The sequence below is a fragment of the Prauserella marina genome (genome assembly GCF_002240355.1).
Lineage (GTDB): Bacteria > Actinomycetota > Actinomycetes > Mycobacteriales > Pseudonocardiaceae > Prauserella_A > Prauserella_A marina.
In genome coordinates this window covers 3,238,514-3,262,079 of the sequence record NZ_CP016353.1, presented here as the reverse complement: position 1 = coordinate 3,262,079, position 23,566 = coordinate 3,238,514, and the positions used below count along the sequence as shown (strand labels likewise).

The 23,566-nt window shown below is 67.5% G+C and carries 18 protein-coding genes, 1 pseudogene and 1 riboswitch; of the genes and pseudogenes, 14 read left to right on the top strand and 5 right to left on the bottom strand.

Features of this window, described 5'->3' with window-relative positions; translation table 11 throughout:
* Nucleotides 1-6: 6 nt before the first annotated feature.
* Complete coding sequence (locus BAY61_RS15255) at nucleotides 7-972, top strand: HTD2 family dehydratase (RefSeq protein ID WP_091804236.1); 966 nt, start codon at nucleotides 7-9, stop codon at nucleotides 970-972.
* 13 nt (nucleotides 973-985) lie between these two features.
* Here BAY61_RS15255 and BAY61_RS15250 read toward each other — a convergent pair whose 3' ends face one another.
* From BAY61_RS15250 to BAY61_RS15240, 3 genes are all read right to left on the bottom strand, one after another.
* On the bottom strand, nucleotides 986-1,678 hold the full coding sequence (locus BAY61_RS15250) for a GntR family transcriptional regulator (RefSeq protein WP_091804233.1): 693 nt from the start codon (nucleotides 1,676-1,678) through the stop codon (nucleotides 986-988).
* Between the two features lie 76 nt (nucleotides 1,679-1,754).
* Entirely contained in the window at nucleotides 1,755-2,495 is a 741-nt protein-coding gene (locus BAY61_RS15245; protein WP_091804230.1) for an enoyl-CoA hydratase/isomerase family protein, read from the bottom strand.
* Complete coding sequence (locus BAY61_RS15240; protein ID WP_091804226.1) at nucleotides 2,492-3,439, bottom strand: 3-hydroxyacyl-CoA dehydrogenase family protein; 948 nt, start codon at nucleotides 3,437-3,439, stop codon at nucleotides 2,492-2,494. The genes BAY61_RS15245 and BAY61_RS15240 overlap by 4 nt, the downstream gene beginning before the upstream one ends.
* A gap of 98 nt (nucleotides 3,440-3,537) precedes the next feature.
* On the opposite strand from BAY61_RS15240, the gene BAY61_RS15235 reads away from it, so the two are divergent.
* The 9 genes from BAY61_RS15235 to BAY61_RS15195 all read left to right on the top strand — a co-directional run bounded on the left by BAY61_RS15235 (nucleotide 3,538) and on the right by BAY61_RS15195 (nucleotide 16,202).
* Nucleotides 3,538-4,881 (top strand): MmgE/PrpD family protein, encoded by a 1,344-nt coding sequence (locus tag BAY61_RS15235; RefSeq protein WP_091804223.1) that lies wholly within the window; start codon nucleotides 3,538-3,540, stop codon nucleotides 4,879-4,881.
* Between the two features lie 40 nt (nucleotides 4,882-4,921).
* A complete protein-coding gene (locus tag BAY61_RS15230; protein WP_091804221.1) occupies nucleotides 4,922-6,085 on the top strand; it encodes an acyl-CoA dehydrogenase family protein in 1,164 nt (387 codons plus the stop codon).
* On the top strand, nucleotides 6,082-7,458 hold the full coding sequence (locus BAY61_RS15225) for an MmgE/PrpD family protein (RefSeq protein WP_091804218.1): 1,377 nt from the start codon (nucleotides 6,082-6,084) through the stop codon (nucleotides 7,456-7,458). The genes BAY61_RS15230 and BAY61_RS15225 overlap by 4 nt, the downstream gene beginning before the upstream one ends.
* Nucleotides 7,455-8,681, top strand: coding sequence for a CoA transferase (locus BAY61_RS15220; protein ID WP_245866128.1), 1,227 nt, complete (start codon nucleotides 7,455-7,457; stop codon nucleotides 8,679-8,681). The genes BAY61_RS15225 and BAY61_RS15220 overlap by 4 nt, the downstream gene beginning before the upstream one ends.
* 53 nt (nucleotides 8,682-8,734) lie before the next feature.
* Nucleotides 8,735-10,822 (top strand): acetate--CoA ligase family protein, encoded by a 2,088-nt coding sequence (locus tag BAY61_RS15215; RefSeq protein ID WP_091804212.1) that lies wholly within the window; start codon nucleotides 8,735-8,737, stop codon nucleotides 10,820-10,822.
* Between the two features lie 24 nt (nucleotides 10,823-10,846).
* Complete coding sequence (locus tag BAY61_RS33810; RefSeq protein ID WP_091804209.1) at nucleotides 10,847-11,983, top strand: ABC transporter ATP-binding protein; 1,137 nt, start codon at nucleotides 10,847-10,849, stop codon at nucleotides 11,981-11,983.
* Nucleotides 11,980-13,740: an ABC transporter permease gene (locus BAY61_RS15205; RefSeq protein WP_091804206.1), complete on the top strand. Its 1,761-nt coding sequence runs from the start codon at nucleotides 11,980-11,982 to the stop codon at nucleotides 13,738-13,740. Before BAY61_RS33810 ends, BAY61_RS15205 begins: the two co-directional genes overlap by 4 nt.
* A gap of 47 nt (nucleotides 13,741-13,787) precedes the next feature.
* Entirely contained in the window at nucleotides 13,788-14,921 is a 1,134-nt protein-coding gene (locus BAY61_RS15200) for an ABC transporter substrate-binding protein (protein ID WP_091804203.1), read from the top strand.
* Between the two features lie 93 nt (nucleotides 14,922-15,014).
* Complete coding sequence (locus BAY61_RS15195) at nucleotides 15,015-16,202, top strand: acyl-CoA dehydrogenase family protein (RefSeq protein WP_091804201.1); 1,188 nt, start codon at nucleotides 15,015-15,017, stop codon at nucleotides 16,200-16,202.
* Nucleotides 16,203-16,669: 467 nt separating this feature from the next.
* Here BAY61_RS15195 and BAY61_RS15190 read toward each other — a convergent pair whose 3' ends face one another.
* Nucleotides 16,670-17,020 (bottom strand): STAS domain-containing protein, encoded by a 351-nt coding sequence (locus tag BAY61_RS15190; RefSeq protein ID WP_170140186.1) that lies wholly within the window; start codon nucleotides 17,018-17,020, stop codon nucleotides 16,670-16,672.
* A gap of 615 nt (nucleotides 17,021-17,635) precedes the next feature.
* On the opposite strand from BAY61_RS15190, the pseudogene BAY61_RS33805 reads away from it, so the two are divergent.
* The 3 genes and pseudogenes from BAY61_RS33805 to BAY61_RS15180 form a co-directional block, all read left to right on the top strand.
* Nucleotides 17,636-18,466: pseudogene (locus tag BAY61_RS33805) on the top strand (enolase C-terminal domain-like protein); the annotation flags it as partial.
* Nucleotides 18,467-18,566: 100 nt separating this feature from the next.
* The gene (locus BAY61_RS33800) at nucleotides 18,567-18,983 is read left to right on the top strand and encodes an enolase C-terminal domain-like protein (RefSeq protein WP_281256856.1); all 417 of its coding nucleotides are present in this window, start codon (nucleotides 18,567-18,569) and stop codon (nucleotides 18,981-18,983) included.
* 4 nt (nucleotides 18,984-18,987) lie between these two features.
* A complete protein-coding gene (locus BAY61_RS15180) occupies nucleotides 18,988-20,334 on the top strand; it encodes an enolase C-terminal domain-like protein (RefSeq protein ID WP_245866127.1) in 1,347 nt (448 codons plus the stop codon).
* Between the two features lie 14 nt (nucleotides 20,335-20,348).
* On the opposite strand, the gene ppk2 is transcribed toward BAY61_RS15180, so the two are convergent.
* On the bottom strand, nucleotides 20,349-21,188 hold the full coding sequence (ppk2, locus tag BAY61_RS15175; protein ID WP_170140185.1) for a polyphosphate kinase 2: 840 nt from the start codon (nucleotides 21,186-21,188) through the stop codon (nucleotides 20,349-20,351).
* A 136-nt stretch (nucleotides 21,189-21,324) separates the two neighbouring features.
* Here ppk2 and BAY61_RS15170 point away from each other — a divergent pair, with 136 nt between their 5' ends.
* Nucleotides 21,325-23,328 carry an APC family permease gene (locus tag BAY61_RS15170; protein ID WP_211323567.1) on the top strand — a complete coding sequence of 668 codons (2,004 nt, stop codon included), beginning with the start codon at nucleotides 21,325-21,327 and terminating at the stop codon, nucleotides 23,326-23,328.
* A 90-nt stretch (nucleotides 23,329-23,418) separates the two neighbouring features.
* Nucleotides 23,419-23,532: riboswitch (SAM riboswitch) on the top strand.
* The last annotated feature ends 34 nt before the right edge of the window (nucleotides 23,533-23,566 follow it).

The window sequence follows — 23,566 nt, the reverse complement described above, 5'->3', positions numbered from 1 at the left end:
TTGAATATGGAGGAATGTAGCAGCAACAACGTGGTTGTCCAGTCCCTGCCCGAACCATGGACCCCGGCCCGGCTCGACGTGCCGGACGAGGCACCGGCCGAACTGGTCGGCATGGTCGGCGACTTCGCGCCGCCGGTGTTCGGCACCACCTCGGTCATCGACCCGTGGCGAGCACAGGCACTGGCCGGTGTCCTCGGCGTCGAACCACCAGCCGAGCGGGAAGGCGACCCGCTCCCCCTCGGCTGGCAGGAGGTCTACTTCCGCGACCCGATCGCCCGCGGCACGCTCGCCGAGGACGGTCACGCCGCCGATCACGCGCTGATGCCGACCAACCGGCCACGGCGCAGGGTCTTCGGCGGCGCGACCATGGACCTGACCACTCCGCTGCGCGTCGGCGACGAGGTCACCCGCCTCAGCCTGCTGGAAGACTGCCGCATCCGGCCAGGACGCACCGGCTGGCTGCTGGTGCTCACCGAACTGCACGCCTACACCACCGCCGAAAACTCCGAGATCTCCGGATCGCAGGACGGTCTCGCGCTGACCGAACGCCGCAAGGTCGTACTGCGCTACGACGGCGCGGCCCCCGCCCAGTCCGGCCCACGAGCGGACCGGACCCCGCCACCACGACCGGAGCCGGAGATCACCACGACACTCACCCCTGACCCGGTCACGCTGTTCCGGTTCAGCGCGCTGACCTACAACCCGCACCGCATCCACTACGACCACCGGTACGCGACCGGCGTCGAGGGACACGCCGACCTCGTCGTGCATGGCCCGCTCAGCGCACTGTTGCTGCTCGACGTCGCGCGCCGAGCTACCGGGCCGAAACCCTTGACGCACTACGACTTCAGTCTGCTCACTCCGGCCTATGTGGACAGAGCGACGACATTCACCGCCAGCAGGGACGACGAAGGGTGGACGCTGACCGGCACCCAGAAAGGACGCCGGATCATCAGCGGAAACGCCCACTAACCAGCGGCCCGGTTCAGGTCTCCATGTCGGTGTGGGTTCCCTCGGCGCGGACCGAGGGATCCTGCGCCCTGATCCGAGACGCCCGCAGGATGTGCTCCGACATCAGGGCACCCGCGCGCTTGGCGTCACCTTTCCTGATCGCGTCCATGATCGCCTCGTGGTCGTCGTTGAGGTCGCCGGAATGCTCGCCGGTCCAGATGGTCGTCGACGGGGTGAAGCGCGTCCACAACAGTTCGAGGTACTCGACCACCAGCGGCGAACTCTGCGCGTAGATGGTGAAGTGCAGTGACCTGTTCAGTTGTGACAGTTTCGCCGAACTGGCTCCCTTTTCTCGTGCCTTGTTCAACGCGACGTGCTGTTCCTCGATGAGCGCCAGCCCCGACGGCGTCATCCGCTCGACCGCCATTTCGGTCGCGGTACCTTCGGCGCTGGCCCGCATCCGGTACAGGTCGACCGCGGCGTCGGGAGCCATCTCCCTCACCGAGGCGCCCCTGTGCGGCAGGTAGGTGATGGCACCGTCGGACTCCAGCATGCGCAGTGCTTCGCGAACCGGAGTCGGGCTGACCCCGTATCGTTTGGCCAGCACGGTCTGCTTGATCGTCTCGCCCGGCTGGATCAGCCCGTTGGCCAGGTCCTCCTTGAGCCGCTCGACCACGTAGGCCGTTCTGCTTTGCGGTGGCCGCAACGGCTCGGTCTCCGACGCCATCGCAATCCTCTCGTCCGGCGACCGCCCCAGGAAAGGCGCTCGGCATCAGTATGTCGTGAACTCGGTTCCTCGGTGGTCAGGACGTGCCCTTCGAGCGGGCGAGGAAGGCACCGAGGCGTTGCCGGGCATCCTCGGACTCGAAGCACAGTGCCTGCAGTGCCGCGTCGCCGACCCGGTTGCGGTCGTGCGGCGCCTTCATGGCCTCCTTCGCGTACCGGACAGCGGTCAGTGACGCCTTCCGCAGCTCGCCGAGCAGACCGTCCATTGTGCCCTCCAGCTCGGCCGGCTCACACAACCGGTGCAGCAGCCCCAGTTGCCGCGCTTCGTCGGCGCCGACCCTGCGGCCGGTGTAGATCAGTTCGGTCGCGGCGGCCCAGCCGATGAGCCTCGGCAGCCGCCACAACCCGCCCGCGGAGGGGATGATGCCGAGCCGTACTTCCGGCAGCCCCCACAGCGAGCGGGAGGAGCCGACGCGAAAGTCGCAGGCCAGCGCCAGTTCGCAGCCGCCGCCGAGCGCGGGCCCGTCGACGACGGCCACGCTCGGCCACGGGAATTCCTCCAGTTTGAGGAACAGTTGCTGGTTGAGCCTGCTCAGCGCTTCGGCTCTGGTGCGCTGAGCGAGGTCGGCGATGTCGGCTCCGGCGACGAACGTGCCTGGTGTGCTGCTGCGGACGACGAGGATGCCGGGTTGCTCGCGGGCTTGATCGAGGGCGCCGGAGATCGCCTCGGACATCTCGACGTTGAGCGCGTTGCGTTTGGCGGGCCGGTCGAGGGTGAGGGTGTTGACGCCATTGTCGTGGTCGAGCCGGACGATCATGGCCTGCCTCCCTGCTTGAGGCCGCTGCCGGGGATGCGGGCGCCGTCCTCGTCGTAGCGGTAGACGCCGTGTCCGGTCTTGCGGCCGAGCCTGCCCGCCTGGACGAGGCTGACGAGTGTGGGGTCGGGGCGGAACCGGTCGCCGAGTGATTCGTGCAGTGACCGCAGCACCGAGAGCCGGGTGTCGAGCCCGACGAGGTCGATCAGCTCGAAGGGGCCCATCGGGTGGTTCAGGCCATTGGTGAGCGCGATGTCGATTTCCTCGGCGTCGGCGACGCCTTCGGTGAGCAGGTGGAACGCCTCGTTGCCGATCAGGACGTTGACCCTGCTGGTCACGAATCCCGCGCGGTCGGTGACGCGCACCGTGGTCTTGCCCGCGCGTTCGCACAGTGCGCGGGCCTCGGTCACGGTCGCCTCGCCGGTGGCCAGACCGGCGATCACCTCGACGAGTTTCATCCTGTGCACCGGGTTGAAGAAGTGCAGTCCCACCACGCGGTGCGGTTCGGCGGTGGCGGAGGCGATCGAGGTGATGGGCAGGGCGGAGGTGTTGGTGCTCAGCAGGGCGTCGCGCGGCGCGAGTTCGGCGAGCCGCTGGAAGATGCCGCGTTTGAGGTCGAGGTCTTCCGGTACGCATTCGATGACGGCGCTCGCCTCGCCGACCGCTTCCAGTGTCCCTTCGGGCCGGATGCGCCCGAGTGTCCCTTCAACGTCGAGCGCGGGATCGCGGCGGGCACCGCGGGTGAGGTCGGTCCGCAGTACGTCGATCGCGGCGCGGGCGCCGGTGTCGTCGGCGTCCACCAGTGTCACGGCCGCGCCCGCGGAGGCGAAGGCTCGCGCGATGCCTCGTCCCATGATGCCGGCGCCGATCACCGCCACCCTGTCGCCAGAGCAGGGCAAGGCTTCCTGGGCTGCCGGGGTGGGTGCTGTCCTCGCTGACGCACTCATCAAATCAACTCCTCAATTTCTTGTAGACAACACTCTATAGAGTATGTACGTTCCCGGTAGTCGATTAGTGACATCGACCATCAAAACCTGGGAGCCCCATGGAAACCACGACGAAGTGGCCTGCCGAACTGGCAGGCATGAGCTGGGCAGGACTCTCCCCCTCCGAACGGGAAACCGGCACCCTGCTGCTGCGCGACGCACTCGGCATCGCCTCGGCAGGCGCCACCGCCACCGGGATCCAGCCGAGCCTCGACGCGTTGCGCGACCAGGGTTCCGGCTCAGTTCCCGTCCCGTGGACCGGACTGAGCCTGCCCCCCACACAAGCGGCACTCGCCTGCTCGGCGCTCATCCACGCCTGGGACTTCGACGACACCCACGACGACGCCGTCGTCCACACCATGGCCATAGCCCTGCCCTCCGCGCTCGCCGCCGGAATCCACACCCGGCGCGGCGGAAGCGACATCCTCGACGGCCTCGTCACCGGAATCCAGGTACTGGCCAGGTTGTCGCTGGCGATCGGCCCGCAAAAAGGCATGGTGCGCACCTCAGGGCTCGGCTCCGTCGCCGCCGCCGCGGCCGCCGCCCGCACCATGGGCCTCGACGCCGAGGGCATCGGCAACGCCATGGCACTCGCGCTTCCCGCAGCCGGTTCCCCGCACAGCAGGCAGGTCGTCGCCGACAGTGCCGTCAACAAACGCCTCCAGCCCGGACTTGCCGTCCAGAGTGGACTCACCGCCGCGTTTCTCGCGCGCGCCGGGGTCGAAGGCCCCTCAGGCTGGGCGGACGGCGAATACGGTCTGCTCGCCGCCGCGCCGGGGCCCGCGGCGGCGATCCTGCGCGAACCGGGATGGGAAGGCGCACGGCTTTCCCTCAAGCCCTACCCCGCCTGCCGCTACACCCACGCCGCCATCACCGCCGCCGCGCAAGCCACCGCCGACCTGTCCCCCGCCGACATCTCCTCGATCACCGTGCACGTACCCGAAGGCGCCGCCTACGCACTCGTGTCCCGCCCCTTCGAACGCAGGGGCCGTCCCGTCATCGACGCCCAGTTCTCCATCCCGTGGCTCGTCGCCGCCCAACTGGTCACCGGAAAGGTCGACCTCACCACCATCGCGGGCCCCGACCTGCTCGACGACCGCATCGAAAGGGCAGCCGCACTGGTCACCGTGCACCAGGACCAGCGGACGACCGCCACGATGGCACCGGCCACGGTGCACGTGCACACCACCGGCGGCGCCGTGTCCTCGGCGACCGCCCCCATGACCGGATCGCCCCTGCACCCGCTCGGCGCCGACGCACTCGCCGCGAAAACAGCGGCCTGCGCCACCGTCGGCGGCCACGACCCCGCCGGGGTCCTCGCGGCGGTCGACACCCTCACCACCCGGTTCGCCGCATTCACCGCCGACGAGGTCGCCACCTCGGTCGCCGCGCTCGGCCGCTGACCCTTCCGCACGTCCCTACCCCGCAAGGAGAAGTGGAGATATGGACTTCCAGCTCACCGACGAACAAAAGGCCCTCGTCGACTCCGTCGGCACACTCGCCCAACGCGAGTTCGCAGCCCACGCCTTCACGCGGGACGGCTTCGCCTGGGACAGCTTGAAGACCCTCGCCGCGAACGAACTCACCGGACTGACCCTGCCCGTCGAGGTCGGCGGCCAGGGCGCGGGACTACTCGACGCCGTTCTCGTCATGATGACCATCAGCAAGATCTGCCCGCACAGCGCCGACGCCTTCCAGGCAGCCAACTTCGGCGCGATCCGGCAGATCGCCCACTTCGGCTCGCGACGCGTCCACGACGAGGTGCTGGCCCCGCTGCTGCGCGGTGACGGTCTGGTCAGCGCCGGTATGAGCGAACCGGAAGCCGGTACCGCGCTCACCGACCTCACCACCCGCGCCGAATACGACGGCGACGAAGTCGTGCTCAACGGGCAAAAATGCTGGAACTCCCACGGCCCCGACATCACCCATTCCGTCGTCTGGTGCCGCTTCGGGCCACGCAGCCGCGACATCGGCGCCGTCGTCGTCCCCGTCGACGCACCCGGCTTCTCAAGAGGCAAAACCGAAACCTACATGTCGGGCGAACGGCACTGCCAGCTCTACTTCGACAACGCCCGCATCCCCAAGGACTACGTACTCGCCGACTCCGGAGCCGTCAAGAAGATGCTGTCGGTGTTCGGCGTCGAACGCATGGGCAACGCATCCCGGGCACTGGCACTCGCCGAATCCGCCTACGAACGAGCCGTCGACCACGTCAAGACCCGCAAGGCATTCGGCCGAACCCTCTCCGAGTTCCAGGGCCTGCAATGGAAATTCGCCGACATGAGGGTTCAGCTCGACGCGGCCAAGATGCTGCTCATGCGCGCGGTGTCCAATGCCGACACCGGAGTACCCGACCCCACCGAAGCGGCCATCGCCAAACTGCACGCCAACGAAACCGCGTTCAAGGTCGCCAACGACGCGCTGCAAATGTTCGGCGCAAGCGGCTACTCCACCGAGTTCCCACTCGAATACATCGTGCGCAGGACACGCGGCTGGATGATCGCGGGCGGCTCGGTCGAGGTCCTGCGCAACACCATCGCCCAGAACGTACTCGGCCAGAAGTTCAGCCAGCGCCCCACCAGGGAGACCACGGAGGCCGGCCGATGAGCGACCAGAACGGACTCACCGCCACCGTCGCCTCCTGGGCCGCCACACAGAGCACCCCGCCGCCAGAGGTGCAACACCACGTCAAACGCCTCGTGCTCGACCACCTCGCCGGAGTCGTCGCCGGAGCCACCACCCCGGTCTCCCGCGCCGTCGCCGCCCACGCCGCCAACTCATACGGCACGACCGGAACCGGCGCCACCGGCATCGGCGCCGGCAGGCTCTCGGCACTCGGCGCCGCCCTCGTCAACGGCACCAGCGCACACGGCCTCGAAGTCGACGACGGCTACACCCCCGGCAGCGTCCACCCCAGCGCCGTGGCCCTGCCAGCCGTGCTCGCCGCCGCGCAAGAACACGGCAGCGATCCACAACGGACACTCACCGCCTCGGCCATCGCACTCGAACTGACCTGCCGGCTCGCCGCGGCAGGACACCCCTCGACCTGGCGCAACCACTTCCACAACACCCCGCTCGCCGGAGTCATGGCCGCAGCGGCCGGAGTCAGCGCGCTACTGGGCAACGACGCCCGACGCACCAGCGACGCGCTCGGCATCGCCGGCTCCCACGCGGGAGGGCTCTTCGAATTCCTCGGACAATCCGCCGAGGTCAAACGAGTGCATCCCGGCAAAGCCGCCCGCGACGGCATCGCCAGCGCACAACTGGCCGCCGCGGGCGTCACCGGACCGCACACCGTGCTGGAAGGCGGCCACGGCTACTTCGCCGCGTTCGCCCGCGACGACTGGGATCCCGGCACCGTCACCACCTCCCTCGGGCAGCGCTGGGTCCTGCTCGACACCTACGTCAAGCCCTACCCCAGCTGCCGCCACCTGCACGGCCCCATCGACGCCGCGCTCGCACTCCGCGAACGGCACGGGCTCACCACCCACGACGTCGTCTCGGCCACCGTCGGCACCTACACCGTCGCCACCCACCACGCGCACACCGACGCCGCCAGCTTCCTCGACGCACAGATGAGCATCCCCTACGCCGTCGCCGTCGCACTGTCCCGAGGCACGGTCACCCTCACCGAATTCGACGACGACACCCGCGCCGAAACCGACATCCGCAGGCTGGCGGGCGCCGTCACCGTCCACACCGACGACATCGCGCAAGCCGCCTACCCCACAGCCCGGCCCGCGACCCTCACCCTGACCCTCCGCGACGGCGACACGGTCAGCGCCACCGTCGAACAGCCCTACGGCGAACCGGCCAACCCGATGACCGACGAATCACTCACCGGCAAATTCCACGGCCTCATCGACCCCATCCTCGGCGCCGAAGCCGCTGGCAAACTCGCCGACGCGGTATGGGCCTTCCACGACCTCGGCTTCCTCGACACCGCCGACACCCTCCTGCGCACGGGAACAACATCGTGACCGCACCGCTCCCACTCACCGGAGTCCGCGTCGTCGAATGCGCCAGCTACGTCGCGGGCCCCTCCGGCGGCATGGGACTGGCCAGGCTCGGCGCCGACGTCATCCGCGTCGACCCGATCGGCGGCGCCCCCGACGTCACCCGCTGGCCACTCGCCCCATCCGGCACCAGCCTCTACTGGACCGGCCTCAACAAGGGCAAACGCTCCGTCGAACTCAACCTCACCACCGACGAAGGCAAAGAACTACTCGCGGCACTCATCGCCGCACCGGGACCGGAATCAGGACTGCTGCTGCACAACAGGGCAGGCCGCGACTGGCTGTCCGACGACGTCCTTCGCGCGCACCGCCCCGACCTCATCCACCTCGCCGTCCAAGGCCGCCGCGACGGAAGCCCCGCACTCGACTACACCGTCAACGCCACCACCGGAATCCCCTACCTCACCGGCTCCGGCACCACCGCCGTCAACCACACCCTGCCCGCATGGGACCTCATCACCGGAAGCCACGCCGCCACCGCGCTACTGGCCGCGCTGTGGCGGCGACAGCGCACCGGCGAAGGCGCCCACCTGCGCATCGCGCTCGAAGACGTCGCCATCACCTCCGTCGCCGACCTCGGCTGGCTCGCCGAAGCCCAGCTCGGCGCCCCCCGCCAACGCGACGGCAACTACGTCTTCGGCACCTACGGCGACGTACTGACCACCCGCGACAACCGGCACGTCATGGTCATGGCCATGACCCCGCGCCAATGGCAGGCACTGCAAACAGCGACCGGAACCCAGCCCGTCTTCGACGCACTCACCACAACCCTGCGCATCGACCTGTCCACAGAGGACGGACGATACGCCAACCGGCGACTCATCTCCTCCGTGCTCCAACGCTGGTTCACCGACCACGACCTGCCCAAGGCCACGGCAGCACTCGACAACGCGGGCGCGCTCCACGCCCCCTACAACACCATCGGCGAACTCGCGGCAACCCTGGAAGCCGAGCACACCACCGGCTCGACCGACTCCATCGTCACCAACACCGACCAGCCCGGCATCGGCCCCGTCCTCACCGCCCGCTCACCCATCCGCTGGGACGACACCGCCGCACGACCCGCGCCGACCGCACCCCACCTCGGCGCCGACACCGCCACCGTCCTCTCCGGAGTACTCGGCCTCAGCGACACCCACATCGCCGCGCTCATCGCCAAGGGCATCGCGGGCGGCACCCCGCCCTGACCCACCACCCCCACGGCACCGAGCCCACCGAACGAACGGAAACAAGGAACACCATGGTTGACACCAACCACACCTTCGCCGACAGCCTCCTGCACCCACGCAGCGTCGCCATCGTCGGCGCGTCCGGCGACCCCGCGAAAACCACCTCCCGGCCACAACGCTTCCTCCGCAAAGCCGGCTACGCGGGCACCGTCCACCTGGTCAACCCCGCCCGCGACGAAGTACTCGGCGAACGCTGCCACCCCAACCTCACCGCCCTGCCCGAAGTACCCGACCACGTCTACATCCTCACCAACGCCGAACCCGCCATCGACACCGTCCGCGAATGCGCCCGGCTCGGCGTCCCCGTCGCCACCATCCTCGCCAGCGGCTTCGGCGAAGAAGGCCCCGAAGGGCTACAACGCCAGCAACGCCTCCGCGACACCGCGCGAGAAGGCGGCGTCCGCCTCATCGGACCCAGCAGCCTCGGCGTCGTCAACCCCCGCAACAACCTGCTGCTCACCGCCAACGCCGCCTTCGACGAAGAACTCCTCCAAGGCGACCTGTTCGTCGCCTCCCAATCCGGCAGCATCATCGGCGCCCTCGTCAGCAGAGGCAAAGCCCGCGGCATCGGCTTCGCCGGACTCGTCTCCGTCGGCGGCGAAGCCGACATCTCCATCGGCACACTGTGCGCCGCCACCGTCGACGACCAAGGCATCAGCGCATACGCGCTGTTCATGGAATCACTGCAACACACCGACGAACTCGCCGACTTCGCCCACAAAGCCCACCAGGCAGGCAAACCCGTCGTCGTCTACAAACTCGGCCGCTCCGAAGAAGCAGCCGCACTGTCCGTATCACACACAGGCGCACTCGCCGGAGCCGACAGCGAATCCGACGCCTTCTTCCGCGCCTGCGGATTCGCCCGCGTCGACCAACTCGAAGCACTCATCGAAGCACCAGCGCTCCTGCGGAAACTCCCCGCGACCCCCCGCAAAGAACCCGCCCGCGTCGGCATCATCACCACCACCGGCGGCGGCGCCGCCATCATGGTCGACCAGCTCGCCACCCGCGACGTCAAAGTCGTCGCCCCCAGCAGCACCGTCCTCGACCGCTTCGCCGAAGCAGGCGTCCCCGTCGCCCCCAACCTCATCGCCGACCTCACCCTCGCCGGCGCCAAACACGAACTCGTCCGCTCCGCCATCGAAATCATGCAGAACAGCGGCGAATTCGACCTCGTGTGCTTCGTCATCGGCTCCTCGGCCCGCTCCAACCCAGAACTCGCCGTCAAAGCCATCGCCGAACGCGCCGAAGGACAAGTCCCCCTCGCCGCCTTCGCACTCCCCGACGCCCTGCACACCCTCCGCCTGCTCGACAACGCCGGAGTCGCCGCCTTCCGCACCCCCGAAGCCTGCGCCGACGCCATCGCCGGAGCACTCGACCGCACCCCGCCCACCGTCCGCGCCGACACCCTCCACGGCGCCCCCGCACCCACGACCAGCCGAATCCTCGACGAAGCCGAATCCTCCCGGCTACTCGCCGACCAGGGAATCACCACCGTCGACTCCGTCGTACTCGACACCACCGGCACAACCGAACCCGACCTCCCCTTCGACTACCCCGTCGCCGTCAAAGCCCTCTCCGAAGCCCTGCCCCACAAAACCGAAGCAGGCGCCGTCGCACTCGACATTCCCGACGCCGCAAGCCTCCGCACCGCCATCACCCGCATCACCACCAACGTCGCCGCCTACGACCCCACCATCACCCTCGGCGAAGTACTCGTCCAGCCCATGGCCAAACCCGGCATCGCCGAAGCACTCGTCGGCTACCGCGTCAGCCCAGCCGCGGGCCCCATCGTGCTACTGGCAGCAGGCGGCATCTACGCCGAGCTGTACTCCGACTCCACCGTGCGCCTCGCCCCCGTCGACACCGACACCGCCCGCGACATGATCGCCGATGTCCGCGGCCTCGGTACCCTCTCCGGCTTCCGAGGCGCCGACTCAGGCGACATCGACGCACTCGCCGACACCATCGTCGCCATATCCAACCTCGCCACCGACCGCCCCGACGTCATCGAAGCCGAAATCAACCCCCTCACCGTTGGCACCCCCGGCAACGGCGCCGTCGCACTCGACGCCCTCGTGCGGGTCACCGGCCGCTAGAGAAAACCCAGGAAGGAGACCGTCATGCAGGTGACCATCACCAACCTCAGCCTCGCCTACGGCGGTGTCGCCGCTGTCGAAGGGCTCGACCTCACCATCAAGGACGGCGAATCGATCGTCCTGCTCGGCCAATCCGGCTGCGGCAAAACAAGCACCATGCGCTGCATCGCCGGACTTGAGGAACCCACGGGCGGCAGCATCACCATCGGCGACACCACGGTCTTCGACCACGACACCGGCCGCTCCGTACCCTCGTTCAAACGCAACGTCGGCATGGTCTTCCAGTCCTACGCCGTCTGGCCACACAAAACCGTGCTCGAAAACGTCACCTTCCCGCTGCGCATGAAAAAGATCAAACGCGGCCCCGCCCGCGACAAGGCCATGGAAGTACTCGGCCTCGTCGGCCTCGGCCACCTCGCCGAACGCGGAGCCAGCCAACTCAGCGGCGGCCAGATGCAACGCGTCGCACTCGCCCGCAGCATGGCCATGGAACCCAGCGTGCTGCTACTCGACGAACCACTGTCCAACCTGGACGCACGACTGCGCGACGACCTCCGCGTCGAACTCAGGCACATCCAGCAAGAACGCGGACTCACCAGCCTCTACGTCACCCACGACCAGCAAGAGGCACTCGCGCTGGCCGACCGCATCGCCATCATGCAAGCAGGCCACATCACCCAGCTCGGCACCCCCGAAGCCGTCTACGCCGCCCCAGCCAGCGCCTCCATCGCCCGCTTCATGGGCGTCACCAACGTCTTCACCATCGCAGGCACCGCCGGCGCCACGGGCAACACAATCGAACTCGCCGACCACCCCATGACCCTCGACGCCTCCGCGACCAGCCCGCCCGGCGCCGCCAGCATCGCCATCCGCCCCGAAGACATCCGCGTCCGCGCCGAGAACGACCTACCCGGCGCCCCCGCCGGCACCAACACTCTCACCGGCACGATCGAGGTCCGCGTCTACCAAGGCTCCTCCGTGCGCTACCAAATCGCCATCGACAACGGACCCCAACTCGACGCCATCTGCCCCGCCGGTGCCGGAACCCTCCCCCGAGGCGCCCGCGCACACGTCGACATCGACCCCGCCGCCGTGCTCGTCATCCCCGACGAGGTCAGCGAGAGCGGCAGCGTCCCCACGGAGGACGAGGTCGCGGCATGACCATCACCGACACCCGAGACCCCGCCACCACACCCGCGCCCGCACCACCAAGCCCACGCAGGCGCATCCGCAAACCACGCGGCTGGAGCAGCCTCCCCCTGCTCGTCCTCATCGCGTTCCTCATCCTCGTACCGGCCGGATTCGTCCTGCTCGCCGCCTTCAGCGTCGACATCCCACGACCAGGCAACATCAACTTCGACCTCACCCTCGACCACATCGCCGTGTTCACCGAACCCGGCGTACTCAAGGCAACCCTCAACTCTCTCATCATCGGCGTGTCGGGAACCCTGCTGGCACTACTCATCGGCGGCTTCCTCGCCTTCGTCACCGCCCGCACCAACATCCCCATGCGTGGCTTCGTCTTCTTCATCGGCCTCATGCCGCTGTTCCTGCCCTCCTACGTCGGCGCACTCGCCTGGTCCATCCTCGGCAGCCCCGTCGCCGGCCTGCTCAACATCGGCTTCCAAGACCTCGGCATCGACTTCACCGTCAACATCTACAGCCTCGGCGGCGTCGTACTCGTCATGGGCATGTTCTACGCGCCCTACGCGTTCCTGCTCATGCACAGCTCGATGTCACTCATGAACCCCGACCTCGAAGACGCGGCCGGCGTACACGGCGGATCCACCTGGCGCATGCTCCGCAACGTCACCTTCCCACTCGCCATGCCCGCCATCCTCGGCTCCGCACTACTCGTGTTCACCCACATCTTCGAAAACTTCCCCGTATCACAGGTACTCGCCACCCCAGGCCAGATCGATACACTGCCAACCTTCATCTACCGGCTCATGAACGCCTCACCTTCCCGAGGCAACGAAGCAGCCGTCATGGCCGTCGTCCTCGTCATCGTCGTACTCCTCGTGACACTCGGACAACGCCGAATACTGGCCCGCCGCTCCTACACCACCGTCTCCGGCAAAGGACTCAAAGCCCGCCGCATCACGCTCGGCAAATGGAAATGGCCACTGTTCGCCATCGCGCTCGTCTACCTACTGCTCTCCATCATCCTGCCGCTCGCAGCACTCATCCTCACCGCCGTCCGCACCTCGCCCTACATGCAGTCCTTCAGCGACCTCTCCCAACCCGGCGCCATCGACTTCGGCATCTTCGGCAACGTGCTCAGCTCCGGCCTGTTCCTCGACTCCGCCGGCAACAGCGTCATCGTCGCCCTCACCTCCGCCGCGGCAGGCACCGTACTCGCCTTCCTCGTCGGCTACACCGTCTACCGCACCAAGGCACGCGGTAGAGGACTGCTCGAAGGCATCTCCATGGTGCCGCTGGCCATCCCCGCCATCGTCCTCGGCATGGGTCTACTGTGGACCTGGCTGGTCATGCCGTTCCCGCTCTACGGAACCCTCTGGGTCATGGTCATCGCATTCATCGCGGTCCAAATGCCACAGGGGCTACGCGGCATCGCCTCCTCCATCCAGTCCACCGAACGCGACCTCGAAGACAACGCCGTCCTCCACGGAGCACGCCGATCCCGCGCCATCATGTCCATCACCGTCCCGCTCATGCGAGTCGGCCTCGCCTCGACCTTCCTCATGCTGCTCATGCTCAGCATGCGCGAACTCACCGTCCCGCTCTTCCTGTACACATCGGACACACACATCCTCTCCATCACCATCTTCGACCAGTTCGAAAACGGCGGAGCGCTACAACAAGCGGCAGCGATGAGCGTCATCTACTGCGCCATCATGTTCGTACTCTCCTACCTGCCCCGCCGCATCGGATCCGGCGGCGGACTCACCCCCTAGCAGCACTTCGAACAACGACAGAGGAAACGACAAAGGAGTTGCATCCTATGCGGAAGAAACTGCTGATCCCGCTCGCCACAACGGTCTTACTGACCGTCGCCGCCTGCGGTGGTGGCTCCGGCGGCTCCGCGGCCAGCGACGCGGCCCAAAACGAAGTGCTGCCCATGCCCGAAGTGGACACCAGCAACGGACTCGTCATCGACGGCGAGCAAATCGCCGACAAGGAACTGTTCGAAGCCGCCAAAAACGACACCGTCGTCCTCTACTCCGGATCCGGCAAGGAAAGCGAAGACCTCACCACCGCCAGATTCAAAGCCGAAACCGGCATCGACATCGAACTCACCAGGATGCCGACCAACAAACTCTCCGAGCGGGTCCTCAGTGAACACGGAGCCAACCAGCTCGGAGCGGGCGTCGTCCGCGTCACCGACCCGCTCGTGGCCGAACAATTCGCCGAACGCGGCGTCTTCACCCCCTACAAACCGCCCTCCTACGACGAACTGGCCGAAGCCGACAACGTCGTGTTCAACGAAGGCCAATACCTCACCGCCTACTACTCCGCCTACACCTTCGGCTACAACTCCTCGGCCATCGCCGGCGACGACGTGCCTGCCAAGTGGGCCGACCTCACCGACCCCAAATGGAAAGGCAAACTCGGCGTCGTCCACGCCGGAGCGGGCGGCACGGTGACCGCACTCGCCCACTTCCAGCTCGACACCTTCGGCGAGGACTACCTCAAGGATCTCGGCAAGCAGCAACCACGCATCTTCGACACCACCTCGGTGCAGCTCGAAGCACTCGCCAGGGGCGAGATCGCCGTCGCGACACTGGGCTTCAACAGCACTTACGGCGCCGAGGTCGCCGGTGCGCCCATCAAGCTCGTCGTCCCCGAGGACGGCATGTCCGGCTCCTTCAACCTCATGGGCCTGACACCGGCGGGTGAGCAGAGCCCCGCCGCGCAGCTCTTCATCAACTGGACCATGTCCAAGGCAGGGCAGAAATTCGCCGCCGCGCAAGGATTCGTACCGGCCCGGCCCGGCCTCGAACCCCAGCCGACCGGCGAATACCAGCTCCCCGCCGCCGACTCCGACCAGTTCCACCTCTTCACCCCAGAGGACGCTGACCGCTTCTCCGAAAGCACCATCCGCACCTGGAACCAGGCGTTCCACTTCACCGGATGACCCCAGCCGGTGCGGCGCGGGTCAGCTCCCGATCCGCGCCGCACCCAGCCCACGTACGGCAACCCCGACACTCGTAACGGAGACCGCGACGCCATGAGCAGGCTACGACACACCGAAGGACTCACCGAAACACAGCGAGACCTGCTCGCGCTCGTCAAGGAATTCGTCGACGAGCAGATCATCCCCACCGCCACGGCACTCGAACACGCCGACGAGTACCCCGCCGACATCGTCGAAGGACTCAAGAACATGGGCATGTTCGGCCTCGTCGTCCCCGAGGAATACGGCGGCCTCGGGGAATCACTGCTCACCTACGCACTCGCCGTCGAGGAACTTTCCAGGGGCTGGATGTCGGTCAGCGGCATCATCAACACCCATTTCATCGTCGTGCACCTGTTGCTGAGGTACGGCACCGAAGAACAGAAACGCCGCTATCTCCCCCGCATGGCCACCGGCGAGTTGCGCGGCGCCTTCTCCATGAGCGAACCGGGCTGCGGCTCCGACGTCTCGGCCATCACGACGAAAGCCGTACGCACCGGCGATGGCTGGACCATCAACGGACAGAAGATGTGGCTGACCAACGGCGGATCGGCCAACCTCGTCGCGACACTCGTCAAGACCGACACCGGCGCGGACTCGGTGTACCGGAACATGTCCACGTTTCTCATCGAGAAGGAACCCGGCTTCGGCGAGACCGCGCAGGGCGTCACCGTTCCCGGCAAGATCGACAAGATGGGCTACAAGGGCGTCGACACGACCGAGCTGATCCTCGACGGCCACCGCATCGACGACGACCAGCTCCTCGGTGGCACGCCGGGACACGGCTTCCACCAGATGATGGACGGGGTCGAAGTCGGCCGCGTCAACGTCGCCGCCCGTGCCTGCGGGGTGGCGGCGCGGGCGTTCGAACTCGGCCGCGAATACGCCCTCCAGCGCGAGACGTTCGGCAAGAAGATCGCCGAACACCAGGCCGTGCTGTTCCGGCTCGCCGAGATGGCCACCAAGGTCACCGCCGCGCACCAGATGATGGTCATGGCAGCGCGCCGCAAGGACTCGGGCGAACGCAACGACCTCGAAGCCGGGATGGCCAAGTACCTCGCGAGCGAGTACTGCGCCGAGGTCGTCGAGGACGCCTTCCGCATTCACGGCGGCTACGGCTACTCCAAGGAATACGAGATCGAACGGCTCTACCGCGAGGCGCCCATGTTGCTCATCGGCGAGGGCACGGCCGACATCCAGCGCATGATCATCGGCAGGCGCCTGCTCAGCGAAGCGGGTTAGCCTCGCTCATCCAGGCCCGGTGACCGTCGACCTCTGGGCGGTTTGTGATCAGGAGGTCCGTCTAGAGTGGAGCGGCGATTGGGTGCCGACCAAAGCCAGGCTGTATAGGTCGTTATACACTGGTCGATACTCCGCCAGCCGAGATCCGGACCCTTCGCCACAGGGCGACAAGCCCTCCGCCAACGGAAAGAGCCGTGTGGCCGAGATGTCACATCCCGGCCACACGGCCGCTCCCCTCCCCCGGGCCAGGCCGACCCTGACAACGCCTCCCCGACGGAGCGCCGGCCCGCGGGCCGGGCCTCGCCCTGACCGGGTCCACGTTCCTTCGCTACCGCCGGGCCTCGCGCCTCCCGCACGAACGGCGCCGATCGCCACGGCCGACCACTCACTCGGCCCGCCCCACGGGCCTACTCGGCGGGTTGCCCCCGGTCAGCCTCAGACCGCGAACAACCGATGAACTCCCCCGGTCACGCCGCCATGCGCACAGCCGACAGTGCCGACGTGTGGTCGTCACGAATGGCGAAGAGCCTGCTGACGTCGAGGACCTCGAACGCGCGCCGTACCGCGTGAGTACCGATCACCAGCGCCAACGGCACCCCGTCGTGACGCGTGCGGCTGAGTAGTTCGACGAACATGCCGACACCGCTGCACGAGCAGTACGGCACCCTGGAAAGGTCGACCACGACAGCGGTCGAAACACCGTCCGGCAACCGTTCCAGTTCAGGCCCCAGTTCGATCATGGAGCCCGCGTCGATTTCACCGACGACGGTCACCAGCGCGCAGCCCGTCGAGGTGTGGGCCACTGTAATTGAGAACATTCCCCGTCCCCTAACCAAAGTCTCCATTGGAGTCGGGCCTCCAATGTCTACAAAGGATTGTTAAAACCATCGCAATATTCCGACAGTTGCGCCTCCCCCTGCCGGGAATGTCAAGCTAACACGCCGATCTTCGGCACTGCCCAGGCCAATCCCTTGCTCGGGGGATGCCCGGGACCCAGCACACAGAAATAATGCCCTTCCGGCGATCTTGAACCAAGCGCCGAAATCGAAGGAAACCCCAGCGCGGCAACGAGAACGATCACCCGAAACACGGTTTGCCTGTCATTCCGGCAAAGATTCGAGGAATAATCGTAAACCGGTCCGGCGTCGCTTGCTCTACCTTTTTCGTAACATTCTCCGCGCTGAAATCCACATCGGACCCGACAGATCTAGGGCACTGTGCGTGCCCGATTCGCCAGCCTCGATGTCACCCACTGGGGAGATTCACCCAGAAATCAGCACACAGGGTCAGCGAAAGCCTCGCCCTTCGCGCGACTGGCTCGCCGAAGGCGGTCACGACGAACCGCCACCCCTCCGCAACCGAACAGACCGGACACCCAGCCCGGTAGCTAGCTGTCTCGATTCCTGTCAAGTGTCTACCCATGTAGACAGCGTGTGGTTAGACTCCGGCTCGTCCGACATGCCGACCGCCGGAGGCAAACGGTGACCGAGCACGAGTCAGGGGAGCAACACAAGATCGAGGACGTCCGCATCACCCCGGTCGCCTTCCACGATCCCCCGCTGCTCAACACGGTCGGGGTTCACGAACCCTTCGCGGTGCGATCGATCATCGAGATCGTCACCGACTCCGGGATCAGCGGGCTCGGCGAAAGCTACGGCGACGCGGCACACCTGGCCAGGCTGCGTGGCGCTGCCACCCAGCTCACCGGCCTCGACGTGTGGAACACCAACGAACTGGAGCGGCGAGTCGGCCGGTCGCTCAGCGGCGAGAACACCACCGGCGGCCACGGCATGAGCGGCATGGTCACCGGCAGCGACACGAGGTACAGGGTGGCCTCCCCCTTCGAGGTCGCCTGCCTCGACATCCAGGGGAAGGTACTCGGACGCCCGGTGAGCGACCTGCTCGGCGGCGCCGTCAGGGACCGGGTCGACTACAGCGCCTACCTCTTCTACAAGTGGCAAGGCCACCCCGGCGCCGAACCCGACGGGTGGGGCCCTGCCCTCGACCCCGAACAGCTCGTGCGCCAGGCGACGACCATGATCGGCGAGTACGGCTTCTCCGCGATCAAACTCAAGGGTGGAGTCTTTCCACCGGAGGAAGAGATCGACGCCGTGCTCGCGCTCAGGCAAGCCTTTCCCGGCCTGCCGCTGCGCATCGACCCCAACGGCGCGTGGAGCGTGCCGGCCTCCATCGAGGTCGGCAGACGGCTTGAGGGCGTGCTCGAATACCTGGAGGACCCCACCCCGGGCATCGAGGGCATGGCCGAGGTCGCCCGCGAGGTTCCGATGCCACTGGCCACCAACATGTGCGTCGTCGCCTTCGACCACCTTCCCCCCCCCCCCCCCCGCCGTGGCGAGCGACGCCGTGCGGATCGTCCTCTCCGACCACCACTTCTGGGGAGGGCTCGGCCGGTCCCGCCTGCTCGCGGGCCTGTGCGACACGTTCGGTCTCGGACTGTCCATGCACTCCAACTCCCACCTCGGCATCAGCCTCGCCGCGATGACCCACCTCGCCGCGGCGACACCCTCACTCGGCTACGCCTGCGACACCCACTGGCCGTGGAAGGACCCGGACGAGGACGTCATCGCGGCGGGCGCGCTGTCCTTCTCCGGTGGAGCCGTCGCCGTGCCGACCGCGCCGGGGCTCGGCGTCGAACTCGACACCGACGCGCTGGCTCGGCTCCACGAGCAGTACCTCGGCTGTGGCATCACCGAACGCGACGACACCGCCTACCTCCGCCGTTTCCAGCCCGCCTTCGACCCGACCCCACCGAGGTGGTGACCCCGTGCCGAGAACACCCATCGTCACCGGCTACCGCGTCGTGCCCGTCGCGGGCCGGGACAGCATGCTGCTCAACCTCAGCGGAGCACACGACCCGTTCTTCACCCGCAACCTGCTGATCCTCACCGACTCCGATGGCAGGACCGGTGTGGGCGAGGTGCCGGGAGGCCCCGCGATCACCAACGTGCTGCGGCAGGCGGAACCGCTGGTCACCGGTGCCAGGCTGGGCGATCATCACGCGGTGCTGCGCACGGTCGGCGAGACGTTCGCGAGCGCGGACGCGGCCGGAAGGGGGCGCCAGACCTTCGATCTTCGCGTCACCGTCCACGCGCGCACCGCCATCGAGGCCGCGCTGCTCGACCTGCTCGGCCAGTACCTCGAATTGCCGGTCGCGGCGCTGCTCGGCGACGGAAAGTACCGTGAAGAGGTGCCGGCGCTCGGGTACCTCTTCTTCGTCGGCGACCGGCGCGAGACCGATCTGGACTACCGCGCGGGAACCGGCGAGAGCAGCGGATGGCTGCGGTTACGGGACGAACCGGCGCTCGACGCCGATTCGGTCATCGCCCTCGCCGAGGCGGCGAAAGCCAGGTACGGATTCAAGGACTTCAAACTCAAGGGCGGAGTATTGCCTGGCGACGAGGAGGTCGCCGTCGTCACCGCGCTCGCCGAGCGGTTTCCCGCCGCGAACGTCACCCTCGATCCCAACGGCGGCTGGCCGCTCGCCGAAGCGATCCCGCGAGGAAGGCGACTCCGCGACATACTGGCCTACGCCGAGGATCCGTGCGGCACGGAGGACGGCTACTCGGGCAGGGAAGTGCTCGCCGAGTTCCGCAGGGCGACCGGCCTGCCGGTGGCCACCAACATGGTCGCCACCGATTGGCGGCAACTCGGGCACGCCATCAGGGAACACGCGGTGGACATCCCGCTTGCCGATCCGCACTTCTGGACCATGCACGGCTCCGTGAGGGTCGCCCAGCTCTGCCAGGCATGGGGTCTGACCTGGGGATCGCACTCCAACAACCACTTCGACGTCTCACTTGCCATGTTCACCCACGTGGCGGCGGCCGCCCCCGGCGACATCACCGCGATCGACACCCACTGGATCTGGCAGGACGGGCAACGGCTCACCACGGAACCCATCCCGCTGCGCGACGGCACTCTCACGGTTCCCAGCGCGCCAGGACTCGGCATCGAACTCGATCTCGACCGGGTCGAGCAGGCCCACGAGTGCCACCGCGACCGGAACCTCGGCGCGAGAGACGACGCCGCAGCCATGCGCTACCTGGTGCCGGGCTGGGAATTCGACCCGAAGCGCCCCGCGCTGGACCGGGCGGGCACGCCATCCGGCTGACGCGCCCGCACCGTTCAGTCGTCGAGCAGCGTCGCCGCGTGGTCCGGCACGTAGGTCTGCAACGCGCGATCCGGTCTCGGGTAGCCGGTGGTCTCCGGGCGCTCGGGGAAGACGATCTCCGGCCGCCGCACCTCGCGATAGGGGATCGTGGACAGCAGGTGGGCGATCATGTTGATGCGGCCGTTGCGTTTGCGTTCGCTCTCCACCACGAACCACGGCGATTCCGCGGTGTCGGTGTGCACGAGCATGTCGTCCTTCGCGCGGGAGTAGTCGTCCCAGTGCGCCATGGATTCGAGGTCGGTCGGTGAGAGCTTCCACTGCCGCATCGGGTCGTTCTTCCTGGCCCTGAACCGGCGTTCCTGTTCTTCCATGCTCACGGAGAACCAGTACTTGCGCAGCAGGATGCCGTCGTCGACGAGCAGCCGCTCGAAGACGGGACATTGCTGGAGGAACCGGGTGTACTCCTCCGGCGTGCAGTAGCCCATGACCTTTTCCACGCCGGCGCGGTTGTACCAGCTCCTGTCGAAGAGCACGATCTCCCCGCCGGCGGGCAGATGCGCGATGTAGCGCTGGAAGTACCACTCCGTGCGCTCGCGCTCGTCGGGTTTGGGCAACGCCGCGATGCGCACGACCCTGGGATTCAGCCGCTCAGCGAACCGCCTGATCGTGCTGCCCTTTCCGGCCGCGTCCCTTCCCTCGAAGACGATGACGACCCTGACGCCTTCCGTACGCACCCATTCCTGGAGCTTGACCAGTTCGGCCTGCAACCTCGCCAGCTCCCGCTCGTAGAGCACCCTCGGCAACTTGAAGGGCCGCGCGGGCCCATCCATCGGTACTTCTGTCACACCGGCCATCTCCGCGCCCTTTCCTCCGCCTGCGTCGATGCTGCCGAGCCGGCTCCTCCTCCGCAACAACAGCCGTGGGCCCGCGCCGTTCCCCCCTCCGTGCGCAGCGGCTGCGCACCGCCGGTACCGCGCTTACGCTGCCCGCGTGGCCTCCCCCGCCTCAGTGCTGAAGCGCCTGCTGCTCGGCCGCCCCTTCCGCAGCGACCGGCTCGGCCACGAACTGCTCCCCAAACGACTGGCATTGCCGATCTTCGCGAGCGACCCGTTGTCGTCGGTCACCTACGCGACGCAGGAGATCCTGCTGATCCTGTCGCTGGGCGGAATCGCGTTCCTGCACCTGGCCCCATGGGTGGCCATGGCCGTCGTCGTGCTGCTCGCGGTCGTGGTCCTGTCCTACCGGCAGGTCGTCCAGGCCTATCCCAGCGGCGGTGGCTCCTACGAGGTCGCCTCCCGCAACCTCGGCCGCTCGGCCGGGCTCGTGGTCGCCGGAGCCCTGCTCGTCGACTACATCATGACGGTGGCCGTGTCCGTGGCCGCGGGAGTGGACAACGTCATCTCCGCGATCCCGGAGCTCAACGCCTACCGCGTTCCCCTCAACATCGCGCTCATCGTCGTGCTCACCGCCGTCAACCTGCGCGGGGTGAGGGAATCCGGGCGGGCGTTCGCCGTGCCCACCTACCTGTTCGTCGGGTGCGTTTTCATCATGATCGTCGTCGGGCTGGCCAGGACCGCGGCAGGCTCGCCTCCCGTCGCCGAGAGCGCGGACTGGGACATCAAGGCCGAGCAGGTCGGCCTCACCTGGTTCGCGGTGGCCTTCCTGGTGCTGCGCGCCTTCTCGTCCGGCTGCACCGCGCTGACCGGCGCGGAAGCGATCTCCAACGGGGTGCCCGCTTTCCGCAAACCCAAGGGGCGCAACGCGGCGGCCACCATGGCGGCGATGGGCCTGCTTTCCATCGTGATGTTCGCCGGCATCACCGTGCTGGCACTCGTGGCGCAGGTCAAGGTCGCCGAGAATCCGTGCGATCTCGTCGGTTTTCCCGGCGACTGCACGACCGAGGCACAGCGGACCGTCATCGCGCAGATCGCCGCCGCCGTGTTCGGCGGCGACACCAGTGTGCTGTTCTATCTGTTGCAGGCGACCGCGGCGCTCATTCTGGTGCTCGCCGCCAACACGGCCTTCAACGGTTTTCCTTTGCTCGGCTCGATTCTGGCCAGAGACCGGTTCCTCCCCCGCCAGTTGCTCACGCGCGGCGACCGGCTCACCTTCTCCAACGGCATCATCGCGCTGGCCGCGATCGCGGCCGTGCTGATCTACGCCTTCGACGGTTCGACGACCCGGCTCATCCAGCTCTACATCGTCGGCGTGTTCACGTCGTTCACGCTCTGCCAGGCCGGAATGGTCAGGCACTGGAACCGCGAACTCGCGCGCACCGAGGATCCCGCCGAGCGGCGCCGCATGCACAGAGCCAGGTTCATCAACGCCTTCGGCGCCTGTTTCACCGGTGTCGTACTCGTCGTCGTGCTGCTCACCAAGTTCACTCACGGCGCCTACCTCGTCGTGATCGCGATCCCCCTCCTGTTCCTGTTGATGCGCGCTATTCACCGGCACTACCGGCGGATCACCGACGAACTACGCCCCGAACCGGCCGCCGCCCTGCTCCCCAGCAGGGTGCACGCGCTCGTGCTGGTGTCCACAGTGAACAAACCGGCGATGAGAGCGCTGGCGTTCGCCAGGGCCACGAAACCCGACACCCTCACCGCGATCACCATCAACGTCAACGACGAGGACACCCGGCAATTGCGGCGGCAGTGGGAGGAACGCGGCATCGAGGTACCGCTGAAGGTGCTCGAATCGCCGTACCGGGAAGTGACCCGACCCATCCTCGGCTACATCAAACACTTGCGGGACAAGCAATCCCGCACACTTGTCAGCGTGTACGTTCCCGAGTACGTCGTCGGGCACTGGTGGGAGAACCTGCTGCACAACCAGAGCGCGCTGCGCCTCAAGGGCCGCCTGCTGTTCGAACCGGACGTGATGGTGACGAGCGTGCCGTGGCAGCTCGATTCCAGCGGGCGGCGCGACCCGCACAAGGTGCGGCGCCATCCCGGCGACGTCCGCCGAGGAATCCCGCCCGACGCCGGGAACTGACCTTCCGCGCGTAACGATCTTGGGTGTGCCGCAGGCAACACGATTACCCACTCGCTTCGGCGGCCACGGCTGAGGTATCGTCCTCGGCAAGGTCATGAGTGCCAGCGTTCAAGCCCCGGCTTGCTGGCCGGCAACCCTCCTACCGTGGTGGGGTGCCCCGGGTGACGACCTGGCTCGCCGGAAAGCGGCGGGCAAGCGCGGGCCCCTCGCAGGGTCCCCAGGACCGCCGAGGAGGCAC